Genomic DNA, 23,182 nt, shown 5'->3' with positions numbered 1-23,182 from the left:
TCGCGATTTACCCCGTTCTTGGGGACTCATATGGTCGCGATATGACAAAGCACTTACTTTTGGGGCAGACCCTCGGTTTTTCTGGCAATCCGTTGACGGGTAACTGGCGGGATGCTGTCCAATTTGACAGCGCGGGCGGCGTGCTGATCGAACACGGTCGGATTATTGCGACAGGCAATGGCCCCGCTCTGCGGAGCGCCCACCCTGATGCGGCGGTGACAGATTACGGCCATGACCTGATCAGCGCGGGCTTTGTTGATGCGCATATGCACTATCCACAAACCGGCATCATCGCGAGTTGGGGCAAGCAGCTGATTGACTGGCTGAACACCTATACCTTCCCCGAGGAATCGCGGTTCGGGAATCGCGCCTATGCCGATCAGGTGGCGGGCGAGACGCTGGATCTGGCGATTGCCCATGGCACAACCACGCTGACAAGCTTCTGCACCATTCACCCCGAAAGCGTGGATGCGTTTTTTGAAGCAGCGGCCGCGCGCAATATGGCGGTGATTGCAGGCAAGACCTGCATGGACCGGAACGCCCCCGATAGCCTACGTGACACCGCCCAGAGCGCCTATGACGACAGCAAAAAGCTTTTGGAAAAATGGCACGGCAAAGGGCGCGCGCATTACGCGATCACGCCGCGGTTTTCACCCACATCCACGCCCGCGCAACTATCCGCCTTGGGCGCACTTTGGGCTGAGCACCCCACCTGCCTGATGCAAACACACCTGAGCGAACAACTGCCCGAGATTGCGTGGGTCCGCGATCTTTTCCCGCAGGCGCGCGACTATCTGGATACCTATGAGGCATATGGGCTCTTGGGCGAAAACGGACTTTATGGCCATGCGATCCATCTTGAGGCGCGTGAAATCGACCGCCTGAGAGAGGTCGGCGCGGCGGTTGTGCATTGCCCCACATCGAACACCTTCATCGGATCGGGTCTTTTTGATCTGATGGGGCTTGCCAAAGCATCGCTGTCCATGGGACTTGCGACAGATACAGGTGGCGGATCATCGTTTTCGATGCTGCGCACAATGGCGGCGGCCTATGAGATCGGGCAGTTGAGGGGCACGGCACTGCATCCGGCGCAATTGATGTGGTTGGCCACAGAAGGATCAGCAGGCGCGCTGAAAATGACGGGCGAGATCGGGCATCTGGCCGCGGGTGCTGCCGCCGATCTGACGATCCTCAATCTGCAATCAACGCCAGCCATTTGCCAACGTGCGGACCGTGCCGCCGACATTTGGGATGCTCTTTTTCCGACCATCATGATGGGCGACGACCGCGCGGTGCGGGACGTGTGGATCGCAGGTGTCAGGCAGGCGCGCTAGCAGCTTGCGGCCAGTTTCAGCACCCAGACATTGCCGGACCGGCCCAGCCCGTATTGCGTATAGTTGCGCCCCAGCAAGTTGCGTCGATGGCCGCGCGAGTTTTGCCAATCGGTAAGAACCTCTGCCTGTGACCGCTGTCCACTGGCGATATTCTCGGCGCCGCTGCGCATCGCACAGCCACCCGCACGCGCCCGCTGCACAAAGCTACGCCCGTTGGGCCCGTTCGGGGCCTGATGCGAGAAATAACCGCGTCGCGCCATGTCTTCGGCATGCGCTTGGGCGGCGCGGGTCAATGCCGGATTTGCCTGCAAGGGAGCAAGCCCCTGCCGCGCACGGAACAAGTTCAGGTCTGCAGCGAACCCTGCGCCAAAGCTCGACGAAGACGAAGAGACCTGAATGGTCGTCGATTGTGACATTGAGGAAGTATTGCAAGCAGCCATGACAGCAAGAGCGCAACAAAGGGCTAATATCTTCATGACCATCCAGAGCGAGCGTGTGAGCAGAGACCTGATTGGTCGCTTCTGAATATGGCCAAATTGGGGCGCCATTTACAACCCGGCGAGTTTTCGCGCGAGCGCGTTTTGCCGTGCGATGATCTTTGGCAGGTCAACTGACGTCATCTGTCCCTCCGACACGATCTGCTGTCCCTCCACAAACAGCGCATCCACCTTCATCGGCCCTGCCAAAAGCAAGGCCACCGGATCCCATGATCCGGCATTCTCGATCACCTTGCCATCCCAGATGGCAATATCAGCACGTTTACCGACAGCAATCTGCCCGCAATCATCGCGCCCAAGAACCTGCGCGCCGCCACGGGTGGCAATCTCAAGCGCCTCACGTGCCGACATCGCATCGGCCCCGTTCTGCACCCGCTGCAAAAGCATGGCCTGTCGGGCCTCTGCGACGAGGTTCCCGATGTCATTGCTCGCAGAGCCATCCACCCCCAAGCCCACAGGCACGCCTGCGTCCCGCATCTGGCGCACCGGGGCAATGCCTGATCCAAGGCGGCAGTTCGAGCACGGACAATGGGCGACACCCGTGCGGCTGCGTGCAAAAAGATCAATCTCGCGCCCGTCCAGCTTGACGCAATGTGCATGCCAGACATCGTCACCCGTCCAGCCAAGGTCTTCGGCATATTGCCCCGGACGGCAGCCGAATTTTTCCAGCGAATAGGCGATATCTTCGTCGTTTTCGGCCAAATGGGTGTGCATCATCACGCCCTTGTCGCGGGCCAGAATGGCCGCGTTGCGCATCAGATCACGCGTCACCGAAAACGGGCTGCAAGGGGCGACGCCGACACGCACCATGGCACCCGGTTTTGCGTCGTGGAACGCGTCAATCACCCGGATGCTGTCCTCAAGGATATGGTCCTCGTTCTCGACCAGCGCATCGGGGGGCAGCCCACCGTCGCTTTCGCCAATGCTCATCGCGCCGCGCGTGGCGTGAAAGCGCAGGCCGACATCTTGTGCGGCGGCGATTGTGTCATCCAGACGCGCCCCGTTGGGGTAAAGGTAAAGATGATCGGATGTCAGTGTACAGCCCGACAGTGCCAGCTCGGCAAGGCCCACTTGGGCCGAAACGAACATCTCTTCAGGCCCAAAGCGCGCCCAGATCGGGTACAGCCGCTGGAGCCAGCCAAAGAGCAACGCATCCTGTGCGCCGGGGACGGCACGTGTCAGCGTTTGGTAAAGGTGGTGGTGTGTATTCACCAGGCCGGGGGTGATGATCTTGCCCTTGGCGTGGAAAACAGTCGCCCCGTCTGCCTTGAGATTCTGGCCAATCGCAGCCACGACGCCACCGCGCAAAAGAATATCGGCACCCTGCAACTCATGCCGTTGGTCATCCATCGTGATGATGTGATCGGCATCTTTGATCAGGGTTTCAGCCATGCAGGGTCTGCCGTAAAATCGCCAAAGCCTCGGCATGGATCGCGGGGTTTGCGGCGGCGATCACCTGTCCGCCCTCATGCGCGGGCGCGCCGGACCAGTCTGTGACGATCCCGCCTGCGGCCTGAATGACAGCGATGGGGGCCTGAATGTCGTAGGCGTTCAAGCCCGCTTCAATCACTAGATCAACCTGGCCCGCCGCCAAAAGCGCATAAGCATAGCAATCCATGCCATAGCGGGTCAGTTGCGCGCGCCGCGAGACAGCGTGAAAGGCGGCCCCTTCTTCGGGGGTGCCAACTTCGGGAAATGTTGTCAGCAAAGTGGCCTGTGCCAACGGCCGTGGCGCGCGGCATTGCAGCGCGGCCCGGCCCTGCGGGCCATGCACCTCGGCAATACCGAAACCGCCTGCAAAGCGTTCTGTGATATAAGGCTGGTCGATCAATCCGAAAAGCGGCCCGCTTTCGTCCCTGACCGAGATGAGCACACCCCATGTCGGTGTCCCGCTGATGTAACCGCGTGTTCCGTCAATAGGATCAAGAACCCACGTCAATCCAGAGGTGCCCGCCTTGTAGCCATGCTCTTCGCCAAGGACCGCGTCATCAGGGCGCGCGTGGGCCAGGACCGCGCGCATCGCCTCTTCCGCGCCGCGGTCAGCGATCGTGACCGGATCAAAGCCTGTGTCACCCTTGTTGTCCGCCGCCAGACCCGTTGCGCGGAAATGCACCAATGTGACCGGCCTTGCCGCATCAGCAAGCGCGTGGGCCACACGGATCAGTTCCGTTTGGGTTGTTTTTGAGACTGTCATCAGGATGGACCCTTCATCTGCGCCGCTGTCCCATTGGCGGTATCGCGGCGCAGTATAGCAGGTCAAGTCGTGGTCTAGGCCGCTTCACTCAGCACGCGTGCGAGATCAAACAGGCGACGGCGCTGGTTCTCGGGGATCGCGTAGTAGGAGCGCAGCAATTCAAGTGCTTCTTTATCGGTCAGGATGTCGGCAGGCATATCCGATGTATTCGGCACGGCATCATGATCAACTTCGAGACCTTCAAAGAAGAAAGAAACATTGACACCCAATACCTTAGAAATATCCCAAAGGCGGGACGCGCTGACGCGGTTCATACCTGTTTCGTATTTCTGGATTTGCTGGAACTTGATGCCAACTGCTTCTGCAAGCTGCTGTTGTGTCGTGCCATTCATCCAGCGCCGATGGCGAATCCGTTTTCCGACATGAACGTCAACGGGGTGCTTCATGCTGTCTACCTCTTTTTCAAAGGAACATGGCAACACTGTACCACAAACCTTGTTTGCGCGCCGCAGTTTTGATCTTCTCACTGCAACGGGTTTCTAATCAACGGGAAAATAGCATTCCCATAGAACACGCAACGGTTGCACGGCCTGTCCTGACCTTAAAGACAGGTTCGCGGGATCACTTTTAGACATTCGGCTACATTTCACAGCTGTTTTACAAATGCAGGCGCGGCACCGATAAGTGACGGTAAAATGGAATTTGGAAGGAATCACACCTCATGCGCGCATTTCAAGTGACTTCGTTTGAAGCCCCGCCTGCGTTGCGGGATGTGGACGTCCCCGCTCCCGGGCCAGGCGAGGTTTTGCTCGACATTGCGGCGTGCGGTTTGAATTTCGCTGATCTGCTGATGGCGAAAGGCACCTATCAGGACACGCCCGCCACACCCTTCACCTTGGGTATGGAGGTTTGTGGTACCGTCATCGCGACCGGTGACGATGTAACGTCACCCGCCATCGGCACGCGGGTCGCTGTCTTTGGAGGGCAAGGCGGATTGGCCGAGAAGGGGCTTTTTCCCGCCGCCCTCTGCAGACCGGTGCCGGACACGATGCCCGATGTCATCGCGGCAGGTTTTATGGTGGCCTATGGCACTTCACATCTCGCACTTTCCCGCCGCGCCCGCCTGCAAGAAGGTGAAACACTTCTTGTCTTGGGCGCTGCGGGTGGTGTCGGGTTGACGGCGGTCGAGATCGGCAAGGCTATGGGCGCGACGGTGATCGCTGTTGCCCGCGGTGCGGATAAACTGGCGGTTGCCAAGGCGGCCGGTGCAGACCACCTGATTGACAGCGACACCGACGACATCAAGGCTGCGGTCAAAGCACTCGGTGGCGCAGATGTCGTTTACGATCCGGTTGGCGGGGCCGCGTTCAAGGCCGCCCTTGGCGCATGCAACCGGGAAGCACGGGTGATCATCATCGGTTTCGCCAGCGGCGAGGTGCCGCAGATTCCCGCGAATATCATTCTGGTGAAGAATATCTCGGTCATCGGGTTCTACTGGGGCGGTTATCTGGCCTTCAACCCTGAGGCCCTGACCGAGAGCCTGTCAGAACTGATGGACTGGCACGCTGCAGGCAAACTCAAACCCCACATCAGCCATACGCTGCCGCTTTCTCAGGCTGCCGACGCGCTGGAGTTGATGCGTAGCCGTAAATCCACCGGCAAAGTCGTCGTTACGCCGTAAGCAATTGCGGCGCGAGGCGCGGTGCATCATAGCAGTGCTGGATAATCCGGGCCATCGCCTGACTGGGCTGATCTTCGGGCTTGAGAACGTACAGATTGATGTTCTGAGGCTTCAGCGCGGGCAATAGGCCACCATGTTCAACCGGCACGGTATGTGGCGGCAAGCACCCCTTCAGCGACACATGCACGGCGAGATCGGCACTGACTGCGGCCTCGATGGCACTGTCGTGATCGGAATCAACCGCCATGTTCCAATCGATTCCACCCGCGTTCAGCGCCTGCAAAACACCACTGCAGAAGATACAGTTCTTGCAAAAGGCGACCGGCAAGGGGCGGCGGCGCCAAGCCACCCCATCTTCTGCACCGATCCAGATCAGCGGCAGTTCGATCAGAACCTGCCCTCCCGGACCACAGGTTTCCTCGGTCGTGAGGATCAGATCAACCTCACCGCGCCCGTGCATTGCCAAGAGTTTGCGGGTCGGCGCGGAAATCAGACGCACCTGCATGCGCGGAAATTCTGCGGCAAAGCGTTTCAGCACGGCGGGGATGACAGGGTAGATGATGTCATGCGGCACCCCTAGTTTGAGTTCGCCCTCAAATTCAGTCGCAGTCAGGCGGTTCAAAATCTCGTCATTGGTTTCCAGCATCGACCGCGCGTAACCCAAAAGCTGCTCGCCCGCTGGTGTAAGCGCGATCGTCCGCGCAGTCCGGTCAAGTAATGCGACATTCAGCGATTCTTCCAATCGCTTGAGCTGCATCGAAACGGCGGATTGGGTCAGGTTCAGCATACCCGCAGCGCGTGTCACACCGCCTGCGTCCGAGACCGCCACGAAAGAGCGCAGAGCTGTCAGGTCGAGGTTTCGCGCCATATCACAATCCTTGATGCATCACTTCAAAAGTATTCATTTTCATTATGACCATACCTCCCCCATATATCAAGCAGTAGAATACAAACGAGACAAAGCATCACGAGAGAGAATGTTATGACACTGTCAATCCGCACAAGCGCCCTGAGCATCAATACACGACCCAAGACACGTTCTATTCTGAACAGCCTGCGCGACATGATTGCGCTGTCACGCCAGCGCCGGCAGTTGCGCGCATTGGATGACCATATGCTTGCTGACATCGGGATTTCACGCACAGAGGCCGTTGCAGAAGCTCAAAAACCCGTCTGGAATGCACCGCTGCACTGGCGCAACTAGCAGGCGTGCGAACCTGACCTGCGACATTCTCGCCCAAATTGGTCAGAAATACGCAAAACGCCCCCGCGAAGCCTTGAAAATGCAAGGGCCTCTGCCAATATCGACAGCAAGGATGCCGTTTTGCGGCGCCGCTGTTTAATTTGGAGGTCTAAATGGCTCAGTACGATACAATTAGAACGGCCGGCGGAGTACGCACGGCTGCTATTGATGAGGGTCTTCGCGCCCACATGAACAAAGTCTACGGCACAATGTCCGTGGGTATGTTGATCACATTTGCTGTTGCTTGGGCCGTTGGCACATCGCCTGCCCTGCTCAGCATCTTCCGTGATCCGATCACACTGTCGCCAAACATTCTTGGCTGGATCGTGATGTTCGCACCGCTTGCGATGGTCTTCGGCTTTGGTGCCATGATCAACCGTTTCTCTGCGGCCGCTGCGCAAACGTTCTTCTATGCGTTTGCGGCAGTCATGGGCCTGTCGATGGCATGGATTTTCGTGGCCTTCACCGGCCTGTCGATCGCAAACGTCTTTTTGATCACGTCGATCGCCTTCGCGGGTCTGAGCCTCTACGGCTATACCACGAAGAAAGACATCTCCGGCTGGGGCGCATTCCTCATCATGGGTGTGATCGGTCTGGTCGTGGCGATGATCGTCAACATCTTCCTGCAGTCACCTGCGATTATGTTTGCGATCTCGATCCTCGGTGTGCTGATCTTCGCGGGCCTCACAGCTTATGACACACAGAAGATCAAGAACGACTACATCGCACATGCCGCACATGGCGATCAGGAATGGCTGGCGAAATCTGCGATCATGGGTGCTCTGAACCTGTATCTGGACTTCATCAACATGTTCATGTTCCTGCTGCAGCTGTTCGGTAACCGCGAATAAGCATTGCGCTAGAAGATGATTTGAGGGCTGATGGCAACATCAGCCCTTTTTCTTTGCCCGAAAGCCACCCATGACTTCCTTGCCCATTACATCGGTCACCGCCATTTTGGCGGGGCTTCTGATCCTTTTGCTGACGATCAAGGTTATCCAGTTGCGCAGACGCGGCGGCGTGGTCTTGGGGGATAATGATGACCGCATTCTGGCCAAAGCTATCCGGGGCCATGCGAATGCGGTCGAACAGCTGCCCATTGCTCTTATTCTGATGGGATTGGCCGAGACTCAGGGAGCATCGCAAGCCCTCCTGATCCTCGCTGCCATGGCGCTTATCGTCGGGCGCGCCCTACATGGCATCTACTTTGCTGTCCACGGCACCCACTGGCGGTTCCGGTTTATCGGCATGTGGCTGACGCTGGCCGCACAGATCGGGTTGATCCTGATCCTTGCCCTGACGCTTCTGGGGTTTTGACAAACAAAAAGGCCGCGCAAGATGCGCGGCCAGATTATTCTCAGGTCAGGGGATCAATTACTTGATCTTGCCTTCCTTGTACTCGACGTGCTTGCGCACAACGGGATCGTACTTTTTGATGACCATTTTTTCGGTCATCGTACGTGCATTCTTTTTCGTGACGTAGAAGTGCCCGGTCCCCGCAGTGGAGTTCAGGCGGATTTTGATTGTGGTAGGCTTCGCCATATCTCATATCCTCTGATTGCGGGCCGACGCGCGGCACATCGCGTGTATCTCATAGAAGGTGCCTTTTACCCGCGCCTTGGCCCGAGTCAACAGCAAACAGGTGTCCTGATGGTTTGTTTATGCGCGGATGGCCTATAAGCCGGATTCTGTCCCCCGCAGTTGCCCGCGGATGGATGACCATTCATCTGGAGTGCCTGTTACCAGACACCCTCTAGCTGCCAACCCGGACCGTCTGGGGCTCAAGCATCCCCGCCTTTCGGCGCGAGGTCCCTATTTGGCATTGCTCCCGGTGGGGCTTGCCGTGCCGCTTGCGTTACCGCTCGCGCGGTGGGCTCTTACCCCACCGTTTCACCTTTTCCTGACCGGGGTCAGGTAGTCTGTTCTCTGTGGCGCTTTCCCTAGGGTTACCCCCGCCGGGCGTTACCCGGCACCGTGCTTTTTGGAGTCCGGACTTTCCTCGACCCCGGATCAACTCCGGGACCGCAGCCATCCAGCCATCCGCGCAAAATGGCAGTTAGGCGACAGCCGCGTTCACGTCAACGGGAAAGCGGTTTGCCAGATCGGTGATCATGGTAAGGTCAACGGTATCCAGAGGGCCTATGTAGCGCGGACGAAAGCGCATGCGGAAGCTTTTGAGGAGCAGCGCATGATCCGTTGTCGCTGTATAACCGAATGCGGCCATCAAAGCCGCAAACCGCGCGTCATCGGCCCCTTGCGGGCCCTCTTCCGAAGAATGCGCGCCAGCGCTTGATGAGGGCCAGACGGACAGCCCTTCGACAGCCAGTCTGCGCCAGTCAAAACGCACGCCCGGATCTATCTTGCGTCCCGGCGCCATATCCGAATGGCCGATCACCCGTTCCGGCCGAATATCCCAGCGCGCCTTGATCCCGCGCAAGAGTTCCGTCAGCGCATCCATCTGTGCTACCGCAAAAGGGGCAAACCCCGTATTGGCCAGTTCAAGCCCGATGGAACGGCTATTGACGTCTGTCACGCATCCCCAAGCGCCAGCACCAGCGTGCCACGCGCGCATCGCCTCGGGAACAAGTGAGATCACCTCACCGTCTTCCGCAATCAGGTAATGGGCGGAGACTTCGGTTTCGGGATTGCACAAAGTATCGGCCGCCGCCTGCGCCGACGTCATCGCCGTATAATGGATCACCACGATATCAGGTGTCGCCCCGTCACGCCGCGGCCCGCAATTGGGCGATGCCTGCGTTGTCAGCCTCAGTTCCGCACCGCCTGGATAAAGGGTGCCGGATCCCAACCACAGGCAAAGCCGTCACCATCAGGGTCAATACCGCGTCTGTCCCGCTCGGGCCCGCCACGCGCAAGGAAATCGCGCTGCGCGTCATCAGGGGTCGCATAGGTCGCACAGTTACGGCGGAAGCGTCCTTCGCCCGAAAGCAGTGACCGGCTGTACCATTCCTGTCCCTTCACGTTGGGCGCATTCAGCGCGTATTCGACGATATTCGGGCCAGTGTTCGCTGGACGCTCGGGCAAAGCGGTCGGTGCGATCTGTTCACGCGCCGCAGCTTGGGCCGCACGCCGTTGCGCATCACTTTCAATCGTTTCACGACCTGCGACAGCGTCAAAGCTCTGCTCATCAGAAAGCCCCGTACCGCCCGTGATCAATGCAGGAGCCGGATTGCTGGGCGATGCCTGCACGCCTTGGGTCCGCAAGGGATCAGCGCCAAGATTAGGGGTTTGCACGGCTGCAACGGGTGCCGGGCTTGCGGCCGCTACAGATGGAGCCGGTGCCGGTGCCGGCGCTGGTGTCGCCGAGGTGCCGATTCCGGCCTGCGCAAGTGCGCTCGACGGAATCGCTTGGGTCTGATTGACAGGTTGCTGCGATGCAATCGTGTTCACCTGTGCAGGGGGAACAATGGTCTCGCGCGGTGCACTGAGCTGGGCTTCGCGACGCGCGCGTTCAAGCTCGAACTGGGCATAATCGCCAAAGCCAATCCCACGCTCGGTTGGCACCTCTCGCGGCGCGCAGGCACCCAGCCCGATCAATGTCAGTGCGATGATAATGCCCGGTTTCATCATGTTCTACCTGTCAGACTTCGCTTTGTTTTGAAAAAGCTTACCACCACTTGGCGGGCTTGGCTACAAAACCTGCCGATTGCTCGAGGCTGTAAGCCACATTCAGCAAATCACCCTCTTCCCAGGGCCGTCCGATCAATTGCAGGCCCATCGGCAGACCTTGCGCGTTCTGTCCGGTAGGCACCGCAATGCCCGGCAGACCTGCAAGGTTCACCGTCACGGTAAAGACGTCATTGAGGTACATCTGGATCGGGTCGGCATTGGTCATCTCGCCCAGTCCGAAGGCCGCCGACGGCGTGGCCGGCGTCAGGATCGCATCGACGCCGTCCGCAAAGACACGGTCAAAGTCCTGCTTGATCAGCGCCCGCACACGGCGCGCACGGTTGTAGTAGGCATCATAGAAACCCGCTGACAGCACATAGGTGCCAACCATTACACGGCGCTGCACTTCGGGGCCAAAGCCCTCGGCGCGGGTCTTTTCATACATCTCGGTGATGCCGTCCCCATGCGCAAGCTTGGCACGGTGGCCAAAGCGCACACCGTCATAGCGGGCAAGGTTCGAAGAAGCCTCGGCGGGCGCAATCACATAGTAAGCGGGCAGCGCATATTTCGTATGCGGCAGCGAGATATCGACAATCTTCGCGCCTGCGTCTTTCAGCATCGCGGTGCCATCTTCCCACAGCTTCTCGATCTCGGCGGGCATGCCCTCCATCCGGTATTCTTTGGGGATACCAATCGTTTTGCCGCGAATGTCGCCTGTCAGGGCAGCTTCAAAATCCGGCACCGGAATATCGGCACTGGTGCTGTCCAGCGGGTCATGGCCCGCCATGGCGGTCAGCATGATGGCCGCGTCGCGCACGTCCTTGGTCATCGGCCCCGCCTGATCCAGTGACGAGGCAAAGGCCACAATCCCCCAGCGCGACACGCGGCCGTAGGTAGGCTTCAGACCGGTGATACCGGTAAAGGCCGCAGGCTGGCGGATGGAGCCGCCCGTGTCGGTACCCGTGGCAGCAAGACAAAGGTCGGCGGCAACAGCGCTGGCCGACCCGCCAGATGAGCCACCGGGCGTCAGGGCTGTATCGTCGCCCGCGCGCTTCCACGGATTGACCGCATTGCCGTAAACCGAGGTCTCGTTTGACGAGCCCATCGCGAATTCGTCCATGTTGAGCTTGCCCAACATGACCGCACCTGCATCAAAAAGCTGGCTTGTGATCGTGCTCTCATACTCGGGCTTGAACCCTTCAAGAATGCGAGACGCGGCCTGTGAGGGCACACCTTTGGTGCAAAACAGGTCTTTGATCCCCAGCGGAATGCCGCACATATCGGGCGCATCACCGGCCTTGATACGGGTATCGGCGGCGGCGGCCTGTGCCGTCGCGATTTCGGGTGTGTGGTGCACGAAAGCGCCCAGCGCGTCTGCACCCTCAATGGCGGTCAGACAGGCGGATGTGATCTCGGCACTGGTGGTCTCGCCTTTGCGCATGGCGTCACGGGCCTGCGCGATGGTCAGTTTGGTCAGATCGGACATTATTCCACCACCTTTGGCACAGCAAAAAAGCCTTCACGCGCGTCGGGGGCGTTCTTCAACACCGCCGCTTGCTGGTTGCCGTCGGTGACGACATCCGCGCGGCGCTTCAGGCGCTGGGGGGTCACGGATGTCATCGGCTCGACACCTTCCACATCCACTTCGTTGAGTTGCTCAATAAACCCCAAAATCGCGCTGAATTCGGATGCCAGCGCTGGCAGGGCGTCGTCTTCCACCTTGATGCGGGCAAGCTTGGCCACACGGCGGGCGGTTTCGGTGTCAATCGACATGGGGAAAATCTCCGGTAAATCTATCCGCTGCGTTTACCGCCCCGTGCGGCCAGTCGCAAGCATATGGCGTGTGTAAACATGGATCATAAAGCCCAGCATGATCCCGTTCAGGACATGCCACATGAAATGCGTGCCAATCGGGATCGCATCGCACAGGATTTCATCAAGCGAACGGATGGTGATCGACAGGCACAAAAGTGCCGCCCCCTGTAAAAAACCACGGGCGATTCCCGGTTTGTGCCGCAGGATCAGGGCGTAGATGGCCAAGAGGATCGGCACGGTCCAGTAGAAGTTGGAAATGCGGATAAAGGGAAACTGGTTCAGTACAGGCACCAGCACGGCGGCATAGGGAATGAACAGGGCCGTTGCGAAAACCGCATACCAATGCCCCATTGGCACCATGTCGCGGTTCACGACGAAAAGATAGATCAGGATGAAAACGCCAATCGGCAGCACATCCAACAGCATGGCCCAGATCGTGGCATGGGTGTGAAACAGGAAACTGCCCACGCCAATGGCAAAGAGAATGCCGCAAAGCACCCGTGCCATCGGCACGCCCGCGCTGCGTCGCCACAGGATCAGGGCCGCAATAATGAATGCCAGATTGGTCAGCGCGTTCAGCGGTTCGGACCAATAGGTGAAATCCGTGCGCTCGCAGTAACCATCAATCTGTTCAAACCAATTCACCTTGGCCCCTCCGTTCTTTGCCCCTATCCTGACGCCAAAGCGAGGGAGAGCAATATGAAAATCACTTGGTTGGGACACGCAAGTTTCCGCATTGAAATCGAAGGCGCGGTTCTGCTGATTGACCCGTGGCTTGAGGGAAACCCCTCATTTCCCAATGAACACCGCGCTGCGGCCCTTTCCGGTGCCACCCATATCCTGTTGACCCACGGCCATTTCGACCACACCTCCGAGGTGGACGCGATTGCCAAGGAAACCGGTGCTTTCGTCGTCGGCATCCCCGAGCTTTGCGCGATCTTTGACGCCCATGAGACGGTGGAATTCAACAAAGGCGGCACGGTTGATCTGGGCGGCGCGCTGGTGTCGATGGTGCAGGCGACGCATTCCTCCTCGGTCGGGGCGGCCTACGCCGGAACCGAAGCGGGCTATATGATCAAGGGCGAAGGCCATACGATCTATGTCTCGGGTGACACCGATATCATGGCCGATATGGACTGGATGGGGGATTTCTATAACCCCGATATCGGTATCCTGTGTTGTGGGGGTCATTATACGATGGGTATGGAAGGTGCCGCATATGCGGCCAAACGCTATTTCAACTTCAAGACCGTGATCCCCGCCCACTACGCGACATTCCCCTTGCTGGCACAAAGCGCCCAGCCGCTGGTCGATGCTTTGCCGGACGTGGACGTGCGCACACCGGCCGTAATGGAAACCGTGGAAATCTAGCGCTTTGCAGCAAAGAAATCCTTGAGCAATGCTTCCGAGGGCTGCGCGGCAATGCCATCATAGACTTCGGGGGCATGGTGGCATTGCGCATGCTGGAAGATACGCGGCCCTTGGGCGACGCCGCCTGATTTCGGGTCAGCCGCCCCGTAATAAAGCCGCGCAATCCGCGCGTTGCTGATCGCAGCCGCGCACATCGGGCACGGCTCCAGCGTGACATAGAGATCATAGCCCGTCAGCCGTTCCTGCCCCAAGGCAGCACAGGCCGCGCGGATGGCCAGTATCTCGGCGTGGGCGGTGGGATCGTGCAATTCCCGTGTCCGGTTGCCTGCTTGTGCGATCACGCCCGCGGGCCCTGCGATCACAGCGCCCACGGGCACCTCACCGCGCGCACCTGCGGCGCGGGCCTCTTGCAAGGCTACATCCATGTATGAGCGAAAATCCATGTCTTGTGATGCACTGACGCGGCTATCTCTGGCAAGGGGCGATCAAAGCGGATATGGGAGCCATATGAGCACAGATACCCCTCCCCCAGGCGACCGGATCGCCAAAGTCCTCTCGCGCGCAGGTGTCGCCAGCCGCCGCGAAGCCGAGCGCATGATCGAAGACGGCCGCGTCAGCGTGAATGGCAAAACCATCACCAGCCCCGCGCTGAATATCACCGCATCCGACCGGATCGTCGTGGATGGCAAGCAGGTGGGCGCACCCGAGCCCGCACGCCTCTGGCTCTATCACAAACCTGCAGGCCTGGTGACAACCGAACGTGATGAAAAAGACCGCCCGACGGTCTTTGCATCGCTGCCCGACACGATGCCGCGTGTGATGTCGGTGGGGCGGCTTGATCTGAATTCCGAAGGTCTCTTGCTGCTGACCAACGACGGCGAGATCAAGCGCAAGCTCGAACTGCCCGCGACCGGATGGCTGCGGCGCTACCGTGTGCGGATCAACGGATCCGTCTCCGAAGCCAAGCTTGATGAATTGCGCGCAGGCATCACCGTGGACGGCGTGAATTACCAACCCATGGTCGTGACCTTTGACCGCCAGCAAGGGGCAAACGCATGGCTGACCGTCAGCCTGCGTGAAGGCAAGAACCGCGAAATCCGCCGCGCGATGGGCGAGATCGGCGTAACAGTGAACCGCCTGATCCGTGTGAGTTACGGGCCGTTCCAGTTAGGCGCGCTCAAGCAGGGTGACGTCGAAGAGGTCAAACAGCGCGTTCTGCGCGACCAGCTTGGACTTGCCGAACAACCGGCACAGAAAAAACCTGTCCGCAGAACCGTCAATCGCCCCACAAGGGGGAAAAAGCGGTCAAGTTGAACCTTGTCGCAATGAACGCCCTTATGCATTCTGTACCTTGAGAGTATTTTAGGAACGATTGCTTTGGCTGATTTGTTTGCGACCGAAAGCATGGCCGCCTGTTTTTTTGAGGGCGGTCATGACTGCTGGCCTGCTGCCAGCAAGCAGTCTGCCCCAACCGGGTGGCAGATGCGCGGAGTTTCCGAGGCTCTCGCAAACATATCGCACGCATCCTATCTGGAAGATGAATAAACCGGCGGAGTTACGCGAAAATGTTGCGATTGATCTTCATTGTTGCCTTTGTGGCGGTGGTTGCGATTGCAATCACGGCCCTAATAGGAACAATGACAGCCGTCGCCCGCACGAGCGCCACAAAGGAACCTGACGACATGCCCGCGAAATTCCGACGCATCACCTATGCCTTGCTGGTTGTCCTGCTATTTGGGGTCACAACCGGTTGGTTGGGGGCGGCCTGATGGCAAAACGTTTTGGAGGCAAATTCAGCCCCGACGGGCAGCAGGGGACAGGCAAGCGCGGCGATGCCCCACGGGGGGCTGTCGCAAAGCCAGCGGACGGGCGGGTCAAACTGCTCTATGTGCCTGCCATTGTCTTGGCTGCAACATCGCTGAATGACGGTCCGGTCACGCTGGTGACTGCACTTGTCGGCGCGGCCGTTCTGACGCTTGCGGCTTGGCTCTTGCAAGAGGGGCTTGCGGCCGAAGCGGCCTATAACGCCCGCAAAGTGGCGCGGCGTCCTGCCCTGCCACGCAAAATGCTCGCCACGGCACTGACAGGCGTGGGCGTGGCAATTGCGGCTTACACAGGTGACAGCGGCACGGTTGGTGCCGTCCTCTACGGGATCGCCGCGGCTGGTCTGCATACCGCGACCTTCGGGATCGACCCGATGACGGACAAACGCATGGAAGGGGTCGACAGCTTTCAGCAAGACCGTGTCGCCCGCGTCGTCGATCAGGCCGAGGCGCATCTGGATGTTATGAAACGCCAGATCGAGACTGTCTCCGACCGCCGCCTGACAGAACGCGTCGAGGATTTTCAGGAGATCGCCCGCCGGATGATCCGCACCGTCGAGGAAGACCCGCGTGACCTGACCGGTGCGCGCAAATTCCTGGGCGTTTATCTGATGGGCGCACGGGATGCGACACTCAAGTTCGTCGATCTTTACAACCGCAACAAAGACGCCGATGCCCGCGCCGCCTATGAGGCGCTGCTCGACGATCTTGAACAGAATTTTGCTGCACGCACCGACAAGATGATGCTCGATGACCGCAGCGATATGGATATTGAAATTAATGTACTGCGTGACCGCCTCCAGCGTGAGGGCGTCAATTTGAAAACGAAAGGGAACGACTAATGTCTGAAACGATCCGTCAGAAGGCTGAAGCGACGCTTGCCGAAGTTGAAAAAGTCACCGCCGTGGTTCTGCCTGAACCCAAGAGTGAACTCATCACGCTTGAGGCCGCAGACGCGCCCACCAGCGCTGAAATTCAAAAACGTGTGGCCGAGATCAATATCGCAGACACAAATTCCATCGTGTCCTTCGGCTCCTCGGCGCAGGCCGAATTGCAGGTCATCAGCCAATCCATGCTGGCAGGCGTGCGCAACAAGGACGTGGGGCCCGCAGGTGACAGCCTGCGCAATATCGTCACCACGATCCGCGGCTTTTCAATCTCGGAACTTGACGTGCGCCGCAAGCGCAGCTGGTGGGAAAAGCTCTTGGGGCGTGCCGCACCGATGGCGAAATTCGCCGCACGTTTTGAAGAGGTGCAAGGCCAGATCGACCACATCACCGATGATCTTCTCAAGCATGAGCATGTGCTTCTGAAAGATATCGAGAGCCTCGATGTGCTCTATGACAAGACCCTGCAGTTCTATGATGAACTGGGCCTTTATATCGCCGCCGGTGAAGCGAAAATCGCCGATCTTGACGCCACAACGATCCCCGCCAAAGAGGCCGAGGTGCAGGCCGCCGCAGAAGAACAGGCCGTGATGAAAGCGCAGGAATTGCGCGACCTGCGTTCCGCCCGCGATGATCTGGAACGCCGTGTCCATGACCTGAAACTCACCCGTCAGGTGACGATGCAGTCCTTGCCCTCCATCCGCTTGGTGCAGGAAAATGACAAATCGCTGGTGACCAAGATCAACTCGACCTTGGTGAACACGGTGCCACTGTGGGAAACACAGCTTGCGCAGGCGGTGACGATCCAACGCTCTTCAGAAGCGGCAGAGGCGGTGCGTGACGCCAATGATCTGACCAATGAATTGCTCAAAGCCAACGCCGAGAACCTGCGTCAGGCCAACCGCACCATCCGCGAGGAAATGGAACGGGGTGTCTTTGACATCAACGCGGTGAAAGAGGCCAACGCCAACCTGATTGCCACGATCAACGAAAGCCTCGAGATTGCCGACGAAGGCAAGCGCAAGCGCGCCGAGGCCGAGGTCGAGTTGCAGAAGATGGAGCAGGAGTTGAAAGAGACACTTGCCTCTGCCAAAGCGCGCAAAACCGGCACGGGCGACACCATCGGCACAGCGACAGGCAGTTAAAAGGCTATGATGATCGGGGGTATCACACGGCGTCTTGCGATGCTCGTCCTTGCGACGGGTGTCATGGGGTGCCAGTTGATGACGCCTCCGGTCTCATCGCCCCTACCCCCGCCTCCGGTGACGGCCCCTGTGCCGGACCCGACCCCCGTGGTCATACCCCCCAGTCAGGCCAGCAAGGACCTGGCGGTCTATTACGGTCGTTTGCAAAACGACCTTCTGGCCCAGGGCCTGATGCGGGGCGATGGTGGCGGGCCGGATACGCCGTTTACAGATACGCAACTCGCGCGCAATTTTGTGCGCATCGCGCTGTTCAACGAATACCGCGACGACAGTGATTTCCAGACGCCACAGGCCACGATTTCCAAACTGCGCCGCTGGACGACCCCGATCCGCATGTCGGTGGAATTCGGTAATACCGTCCCCCTTGCCCAGCGTGATACCGATCTGGCCAGTGTCAGCGCCTATGCCGCGCGCCTTTCGCGTGTCACAGGCGTACCGATCGAGATCACCGACCGGAACCCCAATTTCCGCGTCCTTTTTCTGGGTGAGGATGACCGCCGCGCCTACGGGCCGCGCCTGCGCGCGCTGATCCCCAATATTTCGGACGCGACTGTACGCACCTTCGTGAACCTGCCGCGCGACCAGCTTTGCGTTGTGATCGGCACTTTCGCGCCCGGCCGGTCCAACTATACCAAAGCCGTCGCGATGATCCGCGCCGAACACCCCAGCCTGATGCGCAGTGCCTGTATCCATGAGGAACTGGCCCAGGGCATGGGCCTTGCCAACGACAGCCCGCAAGCGCGCCCCTCGATTTTTAATGACGACGAAGAATTCGCGCTATTGACCGCGCATGATGAACTGCTGCTGCGGATGCTCTACGACCCGCGCCTGCAAACCGGCATGGACCCTGCGACCGCCGCCCCACTTGCGCGCATGATTGCGCGTGAATACCTCTCACCTGGACAAAGCTAAACGGATACGCCGCGTCCCAGCTTATTAACGACGGAGACCATACCATGGGCATTTTCGATTTTCTGACTGGTGAATTCATCGACGTCATCCATTGGACCGACAACACCCGTGACACCATGGTCTGGCGGTTCGAGCGTGAGGGGCATGAGATCAAGTACGGTGCCAAGCTGACAGTGCGCGAGGGGCAGGCGGCGGTCTTTGTCCATGAGGGGCAACTGGCCGATGTGTTCACCCCCGGTCTTTACATGTTGGAAACCAACAACATGCCGATCATGACGACCCTGCAACATTGGGACCATGGTTTCAAAAGCCCCTTCAAGTCCGAGATTTACTACGTCAACACCACCCGTTTCTCGAACCTCAAATGGGGCACGAAGAACCCGATCATGGTGCGCGACCCCGAGTTCGGCCCGACCCGCCTGCGCGCCTTTGGGACCTACACTGTCAAGGTTGCCGATCCGGCCCTCTTCCTGCGTGAAATCGTCGGGACCGATGGCGAATTCACCATGGACGAGATCAGCTATCAGATCCGCAATATCATCGTGCAGGAATTTTCCCGCGTGATCGCGCAATCGGGTATTCCGGTGCTGGATATGGCTGCCAATACCGCCGATCTGGGCAAGCTGATCGCATCGGCCATTGATCCCACGATGAAGCAATACGGCCTGACGATCCCCGAACTTTACATCGAGAACATCAGCCTGCCTGCCGCCGTCGAAGAGGCGCTGGACAAGCGGACCTCGCTCGGGCTGGCCGGTGATCTGGGTAAATTCACCCAATATTCCGCGGCCGAGGCGATGACATCCGCCGCCAGTAACCCCGCAGGGGGTGGCATGGCCGCAGGTCTTGGTGCCGGCATGGGCATGGCGATGGCAGGCCAGATGGCCCAAGGTGGCCCATGGGGGGCAAGCCCTGCGGCCGCGCCGCCCCCACCACCACCGGTCGAGCATGTCTGGCACATCGCCAAGGGCGGCGAGGTGACCGGTCCCTTCTCCAAGGCCGCGATGGGCCGCATGGTCACCGAAGGTACGCTTGACCGTGACAGTATGGTCTGGACCCAAGGTCAGGACGGCTGGATGGAAGCGGGCGAGGTCATGGAACTGGCCCAGCTCTTCACCATCATGCCACCACCACCGCCGGGGACCTGAGGCGATTTCTGCTTTCGCGACCATAAAGGCCAGGCTGCCGCACCGGCGCGTCTACCTCAAGTGGATGCACTGGCTGATGGTGCCGTTGTTTGTCTGGTTCGTGGTCGTGCAACCGATTGATGTGCAACGTATCGGCCCTGCCGCTGTGCAGTTCCATTCAGTGATGGGGCTGCTCTTTGTCAGCTTGGCGTTGTTCTGGACCGTCGATTATATGCGCAAGGGCCTTGCCAGCCGCCCCGGCCCGAAACTGCCCGCCAAGGCGCGCCCGCTTCACCAGCTTCTCCATAAAGTGCTGATCTGGGGTGTGTTTTGTGTGGCACTCACAGGTTTTGGTCTGGGGCTGACATCGGCCGTCCTGCTTTGGGCGGGGGGAATTGTGCCCATCGCGCCGCCCCTGAACATGCCGCAGGCGAATGATTTCATCGGCATGGTTCATGAAGTGCAGTTCTACACTCTGGCTGTCATCGCGGGGTTTCACGTGCTGTTCCACCTCTGGCGCCACTATCGCTTGCGTGACAACGCACTGCGGATCATGGCGCCCAAAGCGCTGCACAGGTTCCTATGACGCGACGCAGACTCACAATTATCCTGCACTGGAGCATCCTGATGCTGGTGCTTGTCATGGTCAAAGGCGGCACGTCTGAACCTTGGGTCCGCTGGGCCTTTGTCATCGGCGGCGGACTCTGGGTTGGCATGGCACTGGTCAAAGGCATGATGTGCAAACCCGGGCCCAAACTGCAAGGGCCGCTGCGCGCGGCCTACCCGTGGATGCATCGCGGTATGTATGCGGTACTGGCGGTGACTGTCTCCCTGAACGCAGCCGCCCTTCTGGGCTGGATGCCCCATGATACGGGCTGGGTGGCGCTTCTCGTTTTACTTGGCGCTGGGGCCCTGCACGGGCTGTTCCACTTCTGGCGGCACAACGTGCTCTTCGATGGTGCGCTGCGCGTGATGACACCACGCTTTATGCATAAGATACTGTGATGACTGACGGACAGGCACCTGTAGATGATCACCGCTTTCCCTGCGAAACCTGCGGGTCGGACCTGCGGTTCGATCCTGCCGATCATCAACTCAAATGCGATCACTGCGGCAATGTGCAACCGATCGAGAGCGCGGGGCCTTGGGCCGGCGCGATTGTCGAGCTGGATTTCCAGCGCGCGGTGCAGCATCGGCTCGACGATGCCGATATCGAGGAAACCCGTGTCAATGAATGCCCCAACTGCGGCGCCCAGACCGAGTTTGACCCAGATATCCACGCCGCCGAGTGCCCGTTCTGCGCCACTCCTGTGGTCACTGACACCGGCACCCACAGACATATCAAACCACGCGGCCTGCTGCCTTTCGCACTTGATGAGGGGGCCGCGCGCGAGGCCCTGATAACCTGGCTTGGCAGCCTCTGGTTTGCACCAAACGGCCTGACGGACTACGCACGTAAGGGCCGGAAGATGAACGGCATCTATGTTCCCTACTGGACCTTTGATGCCGATACCAAGAGCCAGTACACAGGCCAGCGCGGCACCCATTATTATGAAACCCGCACCGTGATGCGCGATGGCAAGCGGCGTCAGGTGCGCGTGCGCAAAACACGCTGGCGGCCTGCCTCGGGGCGCGTGGCGCGGTTCTTTGATGATGTTCTGGTGCTGGCATCCCGGTCGCTCCCCAAGAAATACACCGACGGGTTGGAGCCTTGGGACCTTTCGGCCTTGGAACCCTATAACCCCGAATATCTGGCCGGTTTCCGCGCCGAGGGCTATCAGGTGGAACTGACAGACGGTTTTACCGAGGCCCGCGCCTATATGGACCGGATGATCCACCGCGATGTGAAATATGATATCGGCGGCGATGCCCAGCGTGTCACGAGCGTGAACACGGTCGTTGACGACGTGACATTTAAACACATCCTGCTGCCGGTCTGGCTTGCGGCCTATAAATACCGCGGGCAAACCTACCGATTTGTCGTGAATGGCCGCACAGGGCGCGTACAGGGTGAGCGACCCTATTCCGCATGGAAGATCGGCTTTGCTGTTGTCGTGGGACTTTTCCTTGCGCTTATCGCAGGATTTGTTATCGCTAACAGTCAATAAAAGAGGGAGCCTCCGTGATGATCCTGTGCTGTGGAGAAGCGCTTATTGACATGTTGCCGCGCGAAACTGCGGAAGGCGAAAGCGCCTTTGCCCCCCACGCGGGCGGTTCGGTCTTCAACACCGCTATAGCGCTGGGGCGTCTGGATGCCCCTGTGCAGTTCTTTTCCGGGCTCTCGTCCGACCTTTTTGGCGATGTCCTCCGGTCGGGACTTGCCGCCTCACAGGTTGATGCCAGCCCCGCTGCCGTCTCGGACCGCCCCACCACCCTTGCTTTTGTCAAACTGACCGATGGCCATGCCTCCTACGCCTTTTATGACGAAAACACCGCTGGCCGGATGTTGACCAATGACGATTTGCCCGAGGTGACGGCAGATGCTTTGTTCTTTGGCGGGATCAGCCTTGTGGTCGAACCCTGCGGCGCCGCCTATGAAGCCCTGATGCTGCGCGAGGCACCAACGAAGCTGACGATGATCGACCCCAATATCCGGCCTTCGTTCATCACGGATGAGGCCGCCTATCGCGCACGTCTTTCGCGGATGATGGGGGTGGCAGACATCATCAAGACCTCGGACGAGGATCTGGCATGGATCATGGAGGCGGCCGATGCAGACGGCTTTCTGGCACAGACCGGCGCGCAGGTCATTCTGCTGACACGTGGCGGCGAAGGCGTCAGCATCGTGACCAGACATGGCACGTTTGATGTGCCTGCCGAGAAAGCAACGGTGGTCGATACTGTGGGCGCTGGCGATACATTCAGCGCGGGCTTTATGGCACAGCTGCACAAAAGCGGCCATCTGACCAAAGCAGGGATCAAAACCGCCAGCGAAGATGATCTGCGCGCAGCCGCCGCTTTCGGGGCCAAAGTGGCCGCGATCACCGTCAGCCGCGCAGGCGCAAACCCACCCTGGACGTCCGAGCTGTGAGGGCTCTGATCCAGCGCGTCACCCAGGCGGCGGTTCATGTCGATGGAGCCGAGATCGGGGCGATCGGACCGGGACTGCTTATCCTGATCTGTGCAATGGAAGGCGATGACGCCGCGAAATCACAAGCACTGGCTGCAAAAATCAGCAAGTTGCGCATCTTCACCGACGATGCGGGAAAGATGAACAAGTCCTTGCTGGATACAGGCGGGGCGGCATTGATCGTCAGCCAGTTTACGCTGGCCGCTGATACATCACGCGGCAACCGCCCCGGATTTTCCGCGGCGGCAAAGCCCGATGTCGGGCGCGCGCTCTATGAGCAATTTATTGAAGATATGGCAGCGCTAGGTATCGCGACCGCGACAGGATCATTCGGAGCTGATATGGCTGTCAGCCTCACAAATGACGGGCCTGTGACAATCTGGCTGGACGTTTAGC

General features: G+C 59.3%; 29 protein-coding genes and 1 other RNA gene. 17 read left to right on the top strand and 13 right to left on the bottom strand.

Annotation, left to right across the window (positions count from 1 at the left end; all coding sequences use genetic code 11):
* Positions 1-41: 41 nt before the first annotated feature.
* The gene (gene guaD / locus C7964_RS12510) at positions 42-1,334 is read left to right on the top strand and encodes a guanine deaminase (protein WP_110280259.1); all 1,293 of its coding nucleotides are present in this window, start codon (positions 42-44) and stop codon (positions 1,332-1,334) included.
* On the opposite strand, the gene C7964_RS12505 is transcribed toward guaD, so the two are convergent.
* From C7964_RS12505 to C7964_RS12490, 4 genes are all read right to left on the bottom strand, one after another.
* A complete protein-coding gene (locus C7964_RS12505) occupies positions 1,331-1,750 on the bottom strand; it encodes a CAP domain-containing protein (RefSeq protein ID WP_110279975.1) in 420 nt (139 codons plus the stop codon). The genes guaD and C7964_RS12505 overlap by 4 nt on opposite strands.
* A 132-nt stretch (positions 1,751-1,882) precedes the next feature.
* Positions 1,883-3,223: an 8-oxoguanine deaminase gene (locus C7964_RS12500; RefSeq protein WP_110279974.1), complete on the bottom strand. Its 1,341-nt coding sequence runs from the start codon at positions 3,221-3,223 to the stop codon at positions 1,883-1,885.
* Positions 3,216-4,025, bottom strand: a complete 810-nt coding sequence (locus tag C7964_RS12495) for an inositol monophosphatase family protein (RefSeq protein WP_110279973.1) — start codon at positions 4,023-4,025, stop codon at positions 3,216-3,218. The genes C7964_RS12500 and C7964_RS12495 overlap by 8 nt, the downstream gene beginning before the upstream one ends.
* Positions 4,026-4,099: 74 nt before the next feature.
* Positions 4,100-4,471, bottom strand: a complete 372-nt coding sequence (locus C7964_RS12490) for a helix-turn-helix domain-containing protein (protein ID WP_055294435.1) — start codon at positions 4,469-4,471, stop codon at positions 4,100-4,102.
* A 275-nt stretch (positions 4,472-4,746) separates the two neighbouring features.
* Between C7964_RS12490 and C7964_RS12485 the strand changes: the two genes are divergently transcribed.
* Positions 4,747-5,706, top strand: a complete 960-nt coding sequence (locus C7964_RS12485; RefSeq protein ID WP_110279972.1) for an NADPH:quinone oxidoreductase family protein — start codon at positions 4,747-4,749, stop codon at positions 5,704-5,706.
* Here the strand turns inward: C7964_RS12485 and C7964_RS12480 are convergent.
* Positions 5,696-6,574 carry a LysR family transcriptional regulator gene (locus C7964_RS12480; protein WP_110279971.1) on the bottom strand — a complete coding sequence of 293 codons (879 nt, stop codon included), beginning with the start codon at positions 6,572-6,574 and terminating at the stop codon, positions 5,696-5,698. The two genes, C7964_RS12485 and C7964_RS12480, sit on opposite strands and share 11 nt — an antisense overlap.
* Before the next feature lie 114 nt (positions 6,575-6,688).
* Here C7964_RS12480 and C7964_RS12475 point away from each other — a divergent pair, with 114 nt between their 5' ends.
* From C7964_RS12475 to C7964_RS12465, 3 genes are all read left to right on the top strand, one after another.
* Positions 6,689-6,910: a DUF1127 domain-containing protein gene (locus C7964_RS12475; RefSeq protein ID WP_110279970.1), complete on the top strand. Its 222-nt coding sequence runs from the start codon at positions 6,689-6,691 to the stop codon at positions 6,908-6,910.
* Positions 6,911-7,062: 152 nt separating this feature from the next.
* On the top strand, positions 7,063-7,800 hold the full coding sequence (locus C7964_RS12470; protein WP_110279969.1) for a Bax inhibitor-1/YccA family protein: 738 nt from the start codon (positions 7,063-7,065) through the stop codon (positions 7,798-7,800).
* Positions 7,801-7,870: 70 nt separating this feature from the next.
* The gene (locus C7964_RS12465; protein ID WP_110279968.1) at positions 7,871-8,266 is read left to right on the top strand and encodes an MAPEG family protein; all 396 of its coding nucleotides are present in this window, start codon (positions 7,871-7,873) and stop codon (positions 8,264-8,266) included.
* 57 nt (positions 8,267-8,323) lie between these two features.
* Here C7964_RS12465 and rpmG read toward each other — a convergent pair whose 3' ends face one another.
* The 7 genes from rpmG to C7964_RS12430 all read right to left on the bottom strand — a co-directional run bounded on the left by rpmG (position 8,324) and on the right by C7964_RS12430 (position 13,036).
* Complete coding sequence (rpmG, locus tag C7964_RS12460; RefSeq protein WP_008233681.1) at positions 8,324-8,491, bottom strand: 50S ribosomal protein L33; 168 nt, start codon at positions 8,489-8,491, stop codon at positions 8,324-8,326.
* 119 nt (positions 8,492-8,610) lie between these two features.
* Positions 8,611-8,993: RNase P RNA component class A (gene rnpB / locus C7964_RS12455), an RNA gene on the bottom strand.
* A gap of 12 nt (positions 8,994-9,005) precedes the next feature.
* On the bottom strand, positions 9,006-9,755 hold the full coding sequence (locus C7964_RS12450) for an N-acetylmuramoyl-L-alanine amidase (RefSeq protein ID WP_110279967.1): 750 nt from the start codon (positions 9,753-9,755) through the stop codon (positions 9,006-9,008).
* Positions 9,716-10,534 carry a hypothetical protein gene (locus C7964_RS12445; protein ID WP_110279966.1) on the bottom strand — a complete coding sequence of 273 codons (819 nt, stop codon included), beginning with the start codon at positions 10,532-10,534 and terminating at the stop codon, positions 9,716-9,718. The genes C7964_RS12450 and C7964_RS12445 overlap by 40 nt, the downstream gene beginning before the upstream one ends.
* A gap of 40 nt (positions 10,535-10,574) precedes the next feature.
* Positions 10,575-12,062, bottom strand: coding sequence for an Asp-tRNA(Asn)/Glu-tRNA(Gln) amidotransferase subunit GatA (gene gatA / locus C7964_RS12440; RefSeq protein WP_110279965.1), 1,488 nt, complete (start codon positions 12,060-12,062; stop codon positions 10,575-10,577).
* The gene (gene gatC / locus C7964_RS12435) at positions 12,062-12,349 is read right to left on the bottom strand and encodes an Asp-tRNA(Asn)/Glu-tRNA(Gln) amidotransferase subunit GatC (protein ID WP_055686240.1); all 288 of its coding nucleotides are present in this window, start codon (positions 12,347-12,349) and stop codon (positions 12,062-12,064) included. Before gatC ends, gatA begins: the two co-directional genes overlap by 1 nt.
* Positions 12,350-12,382: 33 nt before the next feature.
* Complete coding sequence (locus tag C7964_RS12430; protein WP_076659136.1) at positions 12,383-13,036, bottom strand: ceramidase domain-containing protein; 654 nt, start codon at positions 13,034-13,036, stop codon at positions 12,383-12,385.
* 54 nt (positions 13,037-13,090) lie between these two features.
* Here C7964_RS12430 and C7964_RS12425 point away from each other — a divergent pair, with 54 nt between their 5' ends.
* Positions 13,091-13,762, top strand: a complete 672-nt coding sequence (locus C7964_RS12425) for a metal-dependent hydrolase (RefSeq protein ID WP_110279964.1) — start codon at positions 13,091-13,093, stop codon at positions 13,760-13,762.
* Here the strand turns inward: C7964_RS12425 and C7964_RS12420 are convergent.
* Complete coding sequence (locus C7964_RS12420) at positions 13,759-14,205, bottom strand: nucleoside deaminase (RefSeq protein ID WP_110279963.1); 447 nt, start codon at positions 14,203-14,205, stop codon at positions 13,759-13,761. The two genes, C7964_RS12425 and C7964_RS12420, sit on opposite strands and share 4 nt — an antisense overlap.
* Positions 14,206-14,269: 64 nt before the next feature.
* Here C7964_RS12420 and C7964_RS12415 point away from each other — a divergent pair, with 64 nt between their 5' ends.
* The 11 genes from C7964_RS12415 to dtd all read left to right on the top strand — a co-directional run bounded on the left by C7964_RS12415 (position 14,270) and on the right by dtd (position 23,181).
* Positions 14,270-15,076, top strand: coding sequence for a pseudouridine synthase (locus C7964_RS12415; RefSeq protein ID WP_110279962.1), 807 nt, complete (start codon positions 14,270-14,272; stop codon positions 15,074-15,076).
* Between the two features lie 251 nt (positions 15,077-15,327).
* Complete coding sequence (locus C7964_RS12410; RefSeq protein ID WP_110279961.1) at positions 15,328-15,531, top strand: hypothetical protein; 204 nt, start codon at positions 15,328-15,330, stop codon at positions 15,529-15,531.
* Positions 15,531-16,427 (top strand): 5-bromo-4-chloroindolyl phosphate hydrolysis family protein, encoded by an 897-nt coding sequence (locus C7964_RS12405; protein ID WP_110279960.1) that lies wholly within the window; start codon positions 15,531-15,533, stop codon positions 16,425-16,427. The genes C7964_RS12410 and C7964_RS12405 overlap by 1 nt, the downstream gene beginning before the upstream one ends.
* Positions 16,427-17,617 (top strand): toxic anion resistance protein, encoded by a 1,191-nt coding sequence (locus C7964_RS12400; RefSeq protein WP_110279959.1) that lies wholly within the window; start codon positions 16,427-16,429, stop codon positions 17,615-17,617. The genes C7964_RS12405 and C7964_RS12400 overlap by 1 nt, the downstream gene beginning before the upstream one ends.
* Before the next feature lie 9 nt (positions 17,618-17,626).
* On the top strand, positions 17,627-18,589 hold the full coding sequence (locus C7964_RS12395) for a DUF2927 domain-containing protein (protein WP_286163925.1): 963 nt from the start codon (positions 17,627-17,629) through the stop codon (positions 18,587-18,589).
* Positions 18,590-18,633: 44 nt separating this feature from the next.
* The gene (locus C7964_RS12390; protein ID WP_110279957.1) at positions 18,634-19,737 is read left to right on the top strand and encodes an SPFH domain-containing protein; all 1,104 of its coding nucleotides are present in this window, start codon (positions 18,634-18,636) and stop codon (positions 19,735-19,737) included.
* 64 nt (positions 19,738-19,801) lie between these two features.
* Complete coding sequence (locus tag C7964_RS12385; RefSeq protein ID WP_110279956.1) at positions 19,802-20,302, top strand: cytochrome b/b6 domain-containing protein; 501 nt, start codon at positions 19,802-19,804, stop codon at positions 20,300-20,302.
* Positions 20,299-20,721 carry a hypothetical protein gene (locus C7964_RS12380; RefSeq protein ID WP_110279955.1) on the top strand — a complete coding sequence of 141 codons (423 nt, stop codon included), beginning with the start codon at positions 20,299-20,301 and terminating at the stop codon, positions 20,719-20,721. Before C7964_RS12385 ends, C7964_RS12380 begins: the two co-directional genes overlap by 4 nt.
* Positions 20,721-21,824: a TFIIB-type zinc ribbon-containing protein gene (locus C7964_RS12375; RefSeq protein WP_110279954.1), complete on the top strand. Its 1,104-nt coding sequence runs from the start codon at positions 20,721-20,723 to the stop codon at positions 21,822-21,824. The genes C7964_RS12380 and C7964_RS12375 overlap by 1 nt, the downstream gene beginning before the upstream one ends.
* Positions 21,825-21,841: 17 nt before the next feature.
* The gene (locus tag C7964_RS12370; RefSeq protein WP_110279953.1) at positions 21,842-22,747 is read left to right on the top strand and encodes a carbohydrate kinase family protein; all 906 of its coding nucleotides are present in this window, start codon (positions 21,842-21,844) and stop codon (positions 22,745-22,747) included.
* Positions 22,744-23,181, top strand: coding sequence for a D-aminoacyl-tRNA deacylase (dtd, locus tag C7964_RS12365; RefSeq protein WP_110279952.1), 438 nt, complete (start codon positions 22,744-22,746; stop codon positions 23,179-23,181). Before C7964_RS12370 ends, dtd begins: the two co-directional genes overlap by 4 nt.
* Position 23,182 lies beyond the last annotated feature (1 nt).

This window comes from Loktanella sp. PT4BL, assembly GCF_003201935.1.
GTDB lineage: Bacteria > Pseudomonadota > Alphaproteobacteria > Rhodobacterales > Rhodobacteraceae > Yoonia.
The sequence above is the reverse complement of the archived record's forward strand: the minus strand, read 5'-3'. Positions and strand labels throughout refer to the sequence as shown.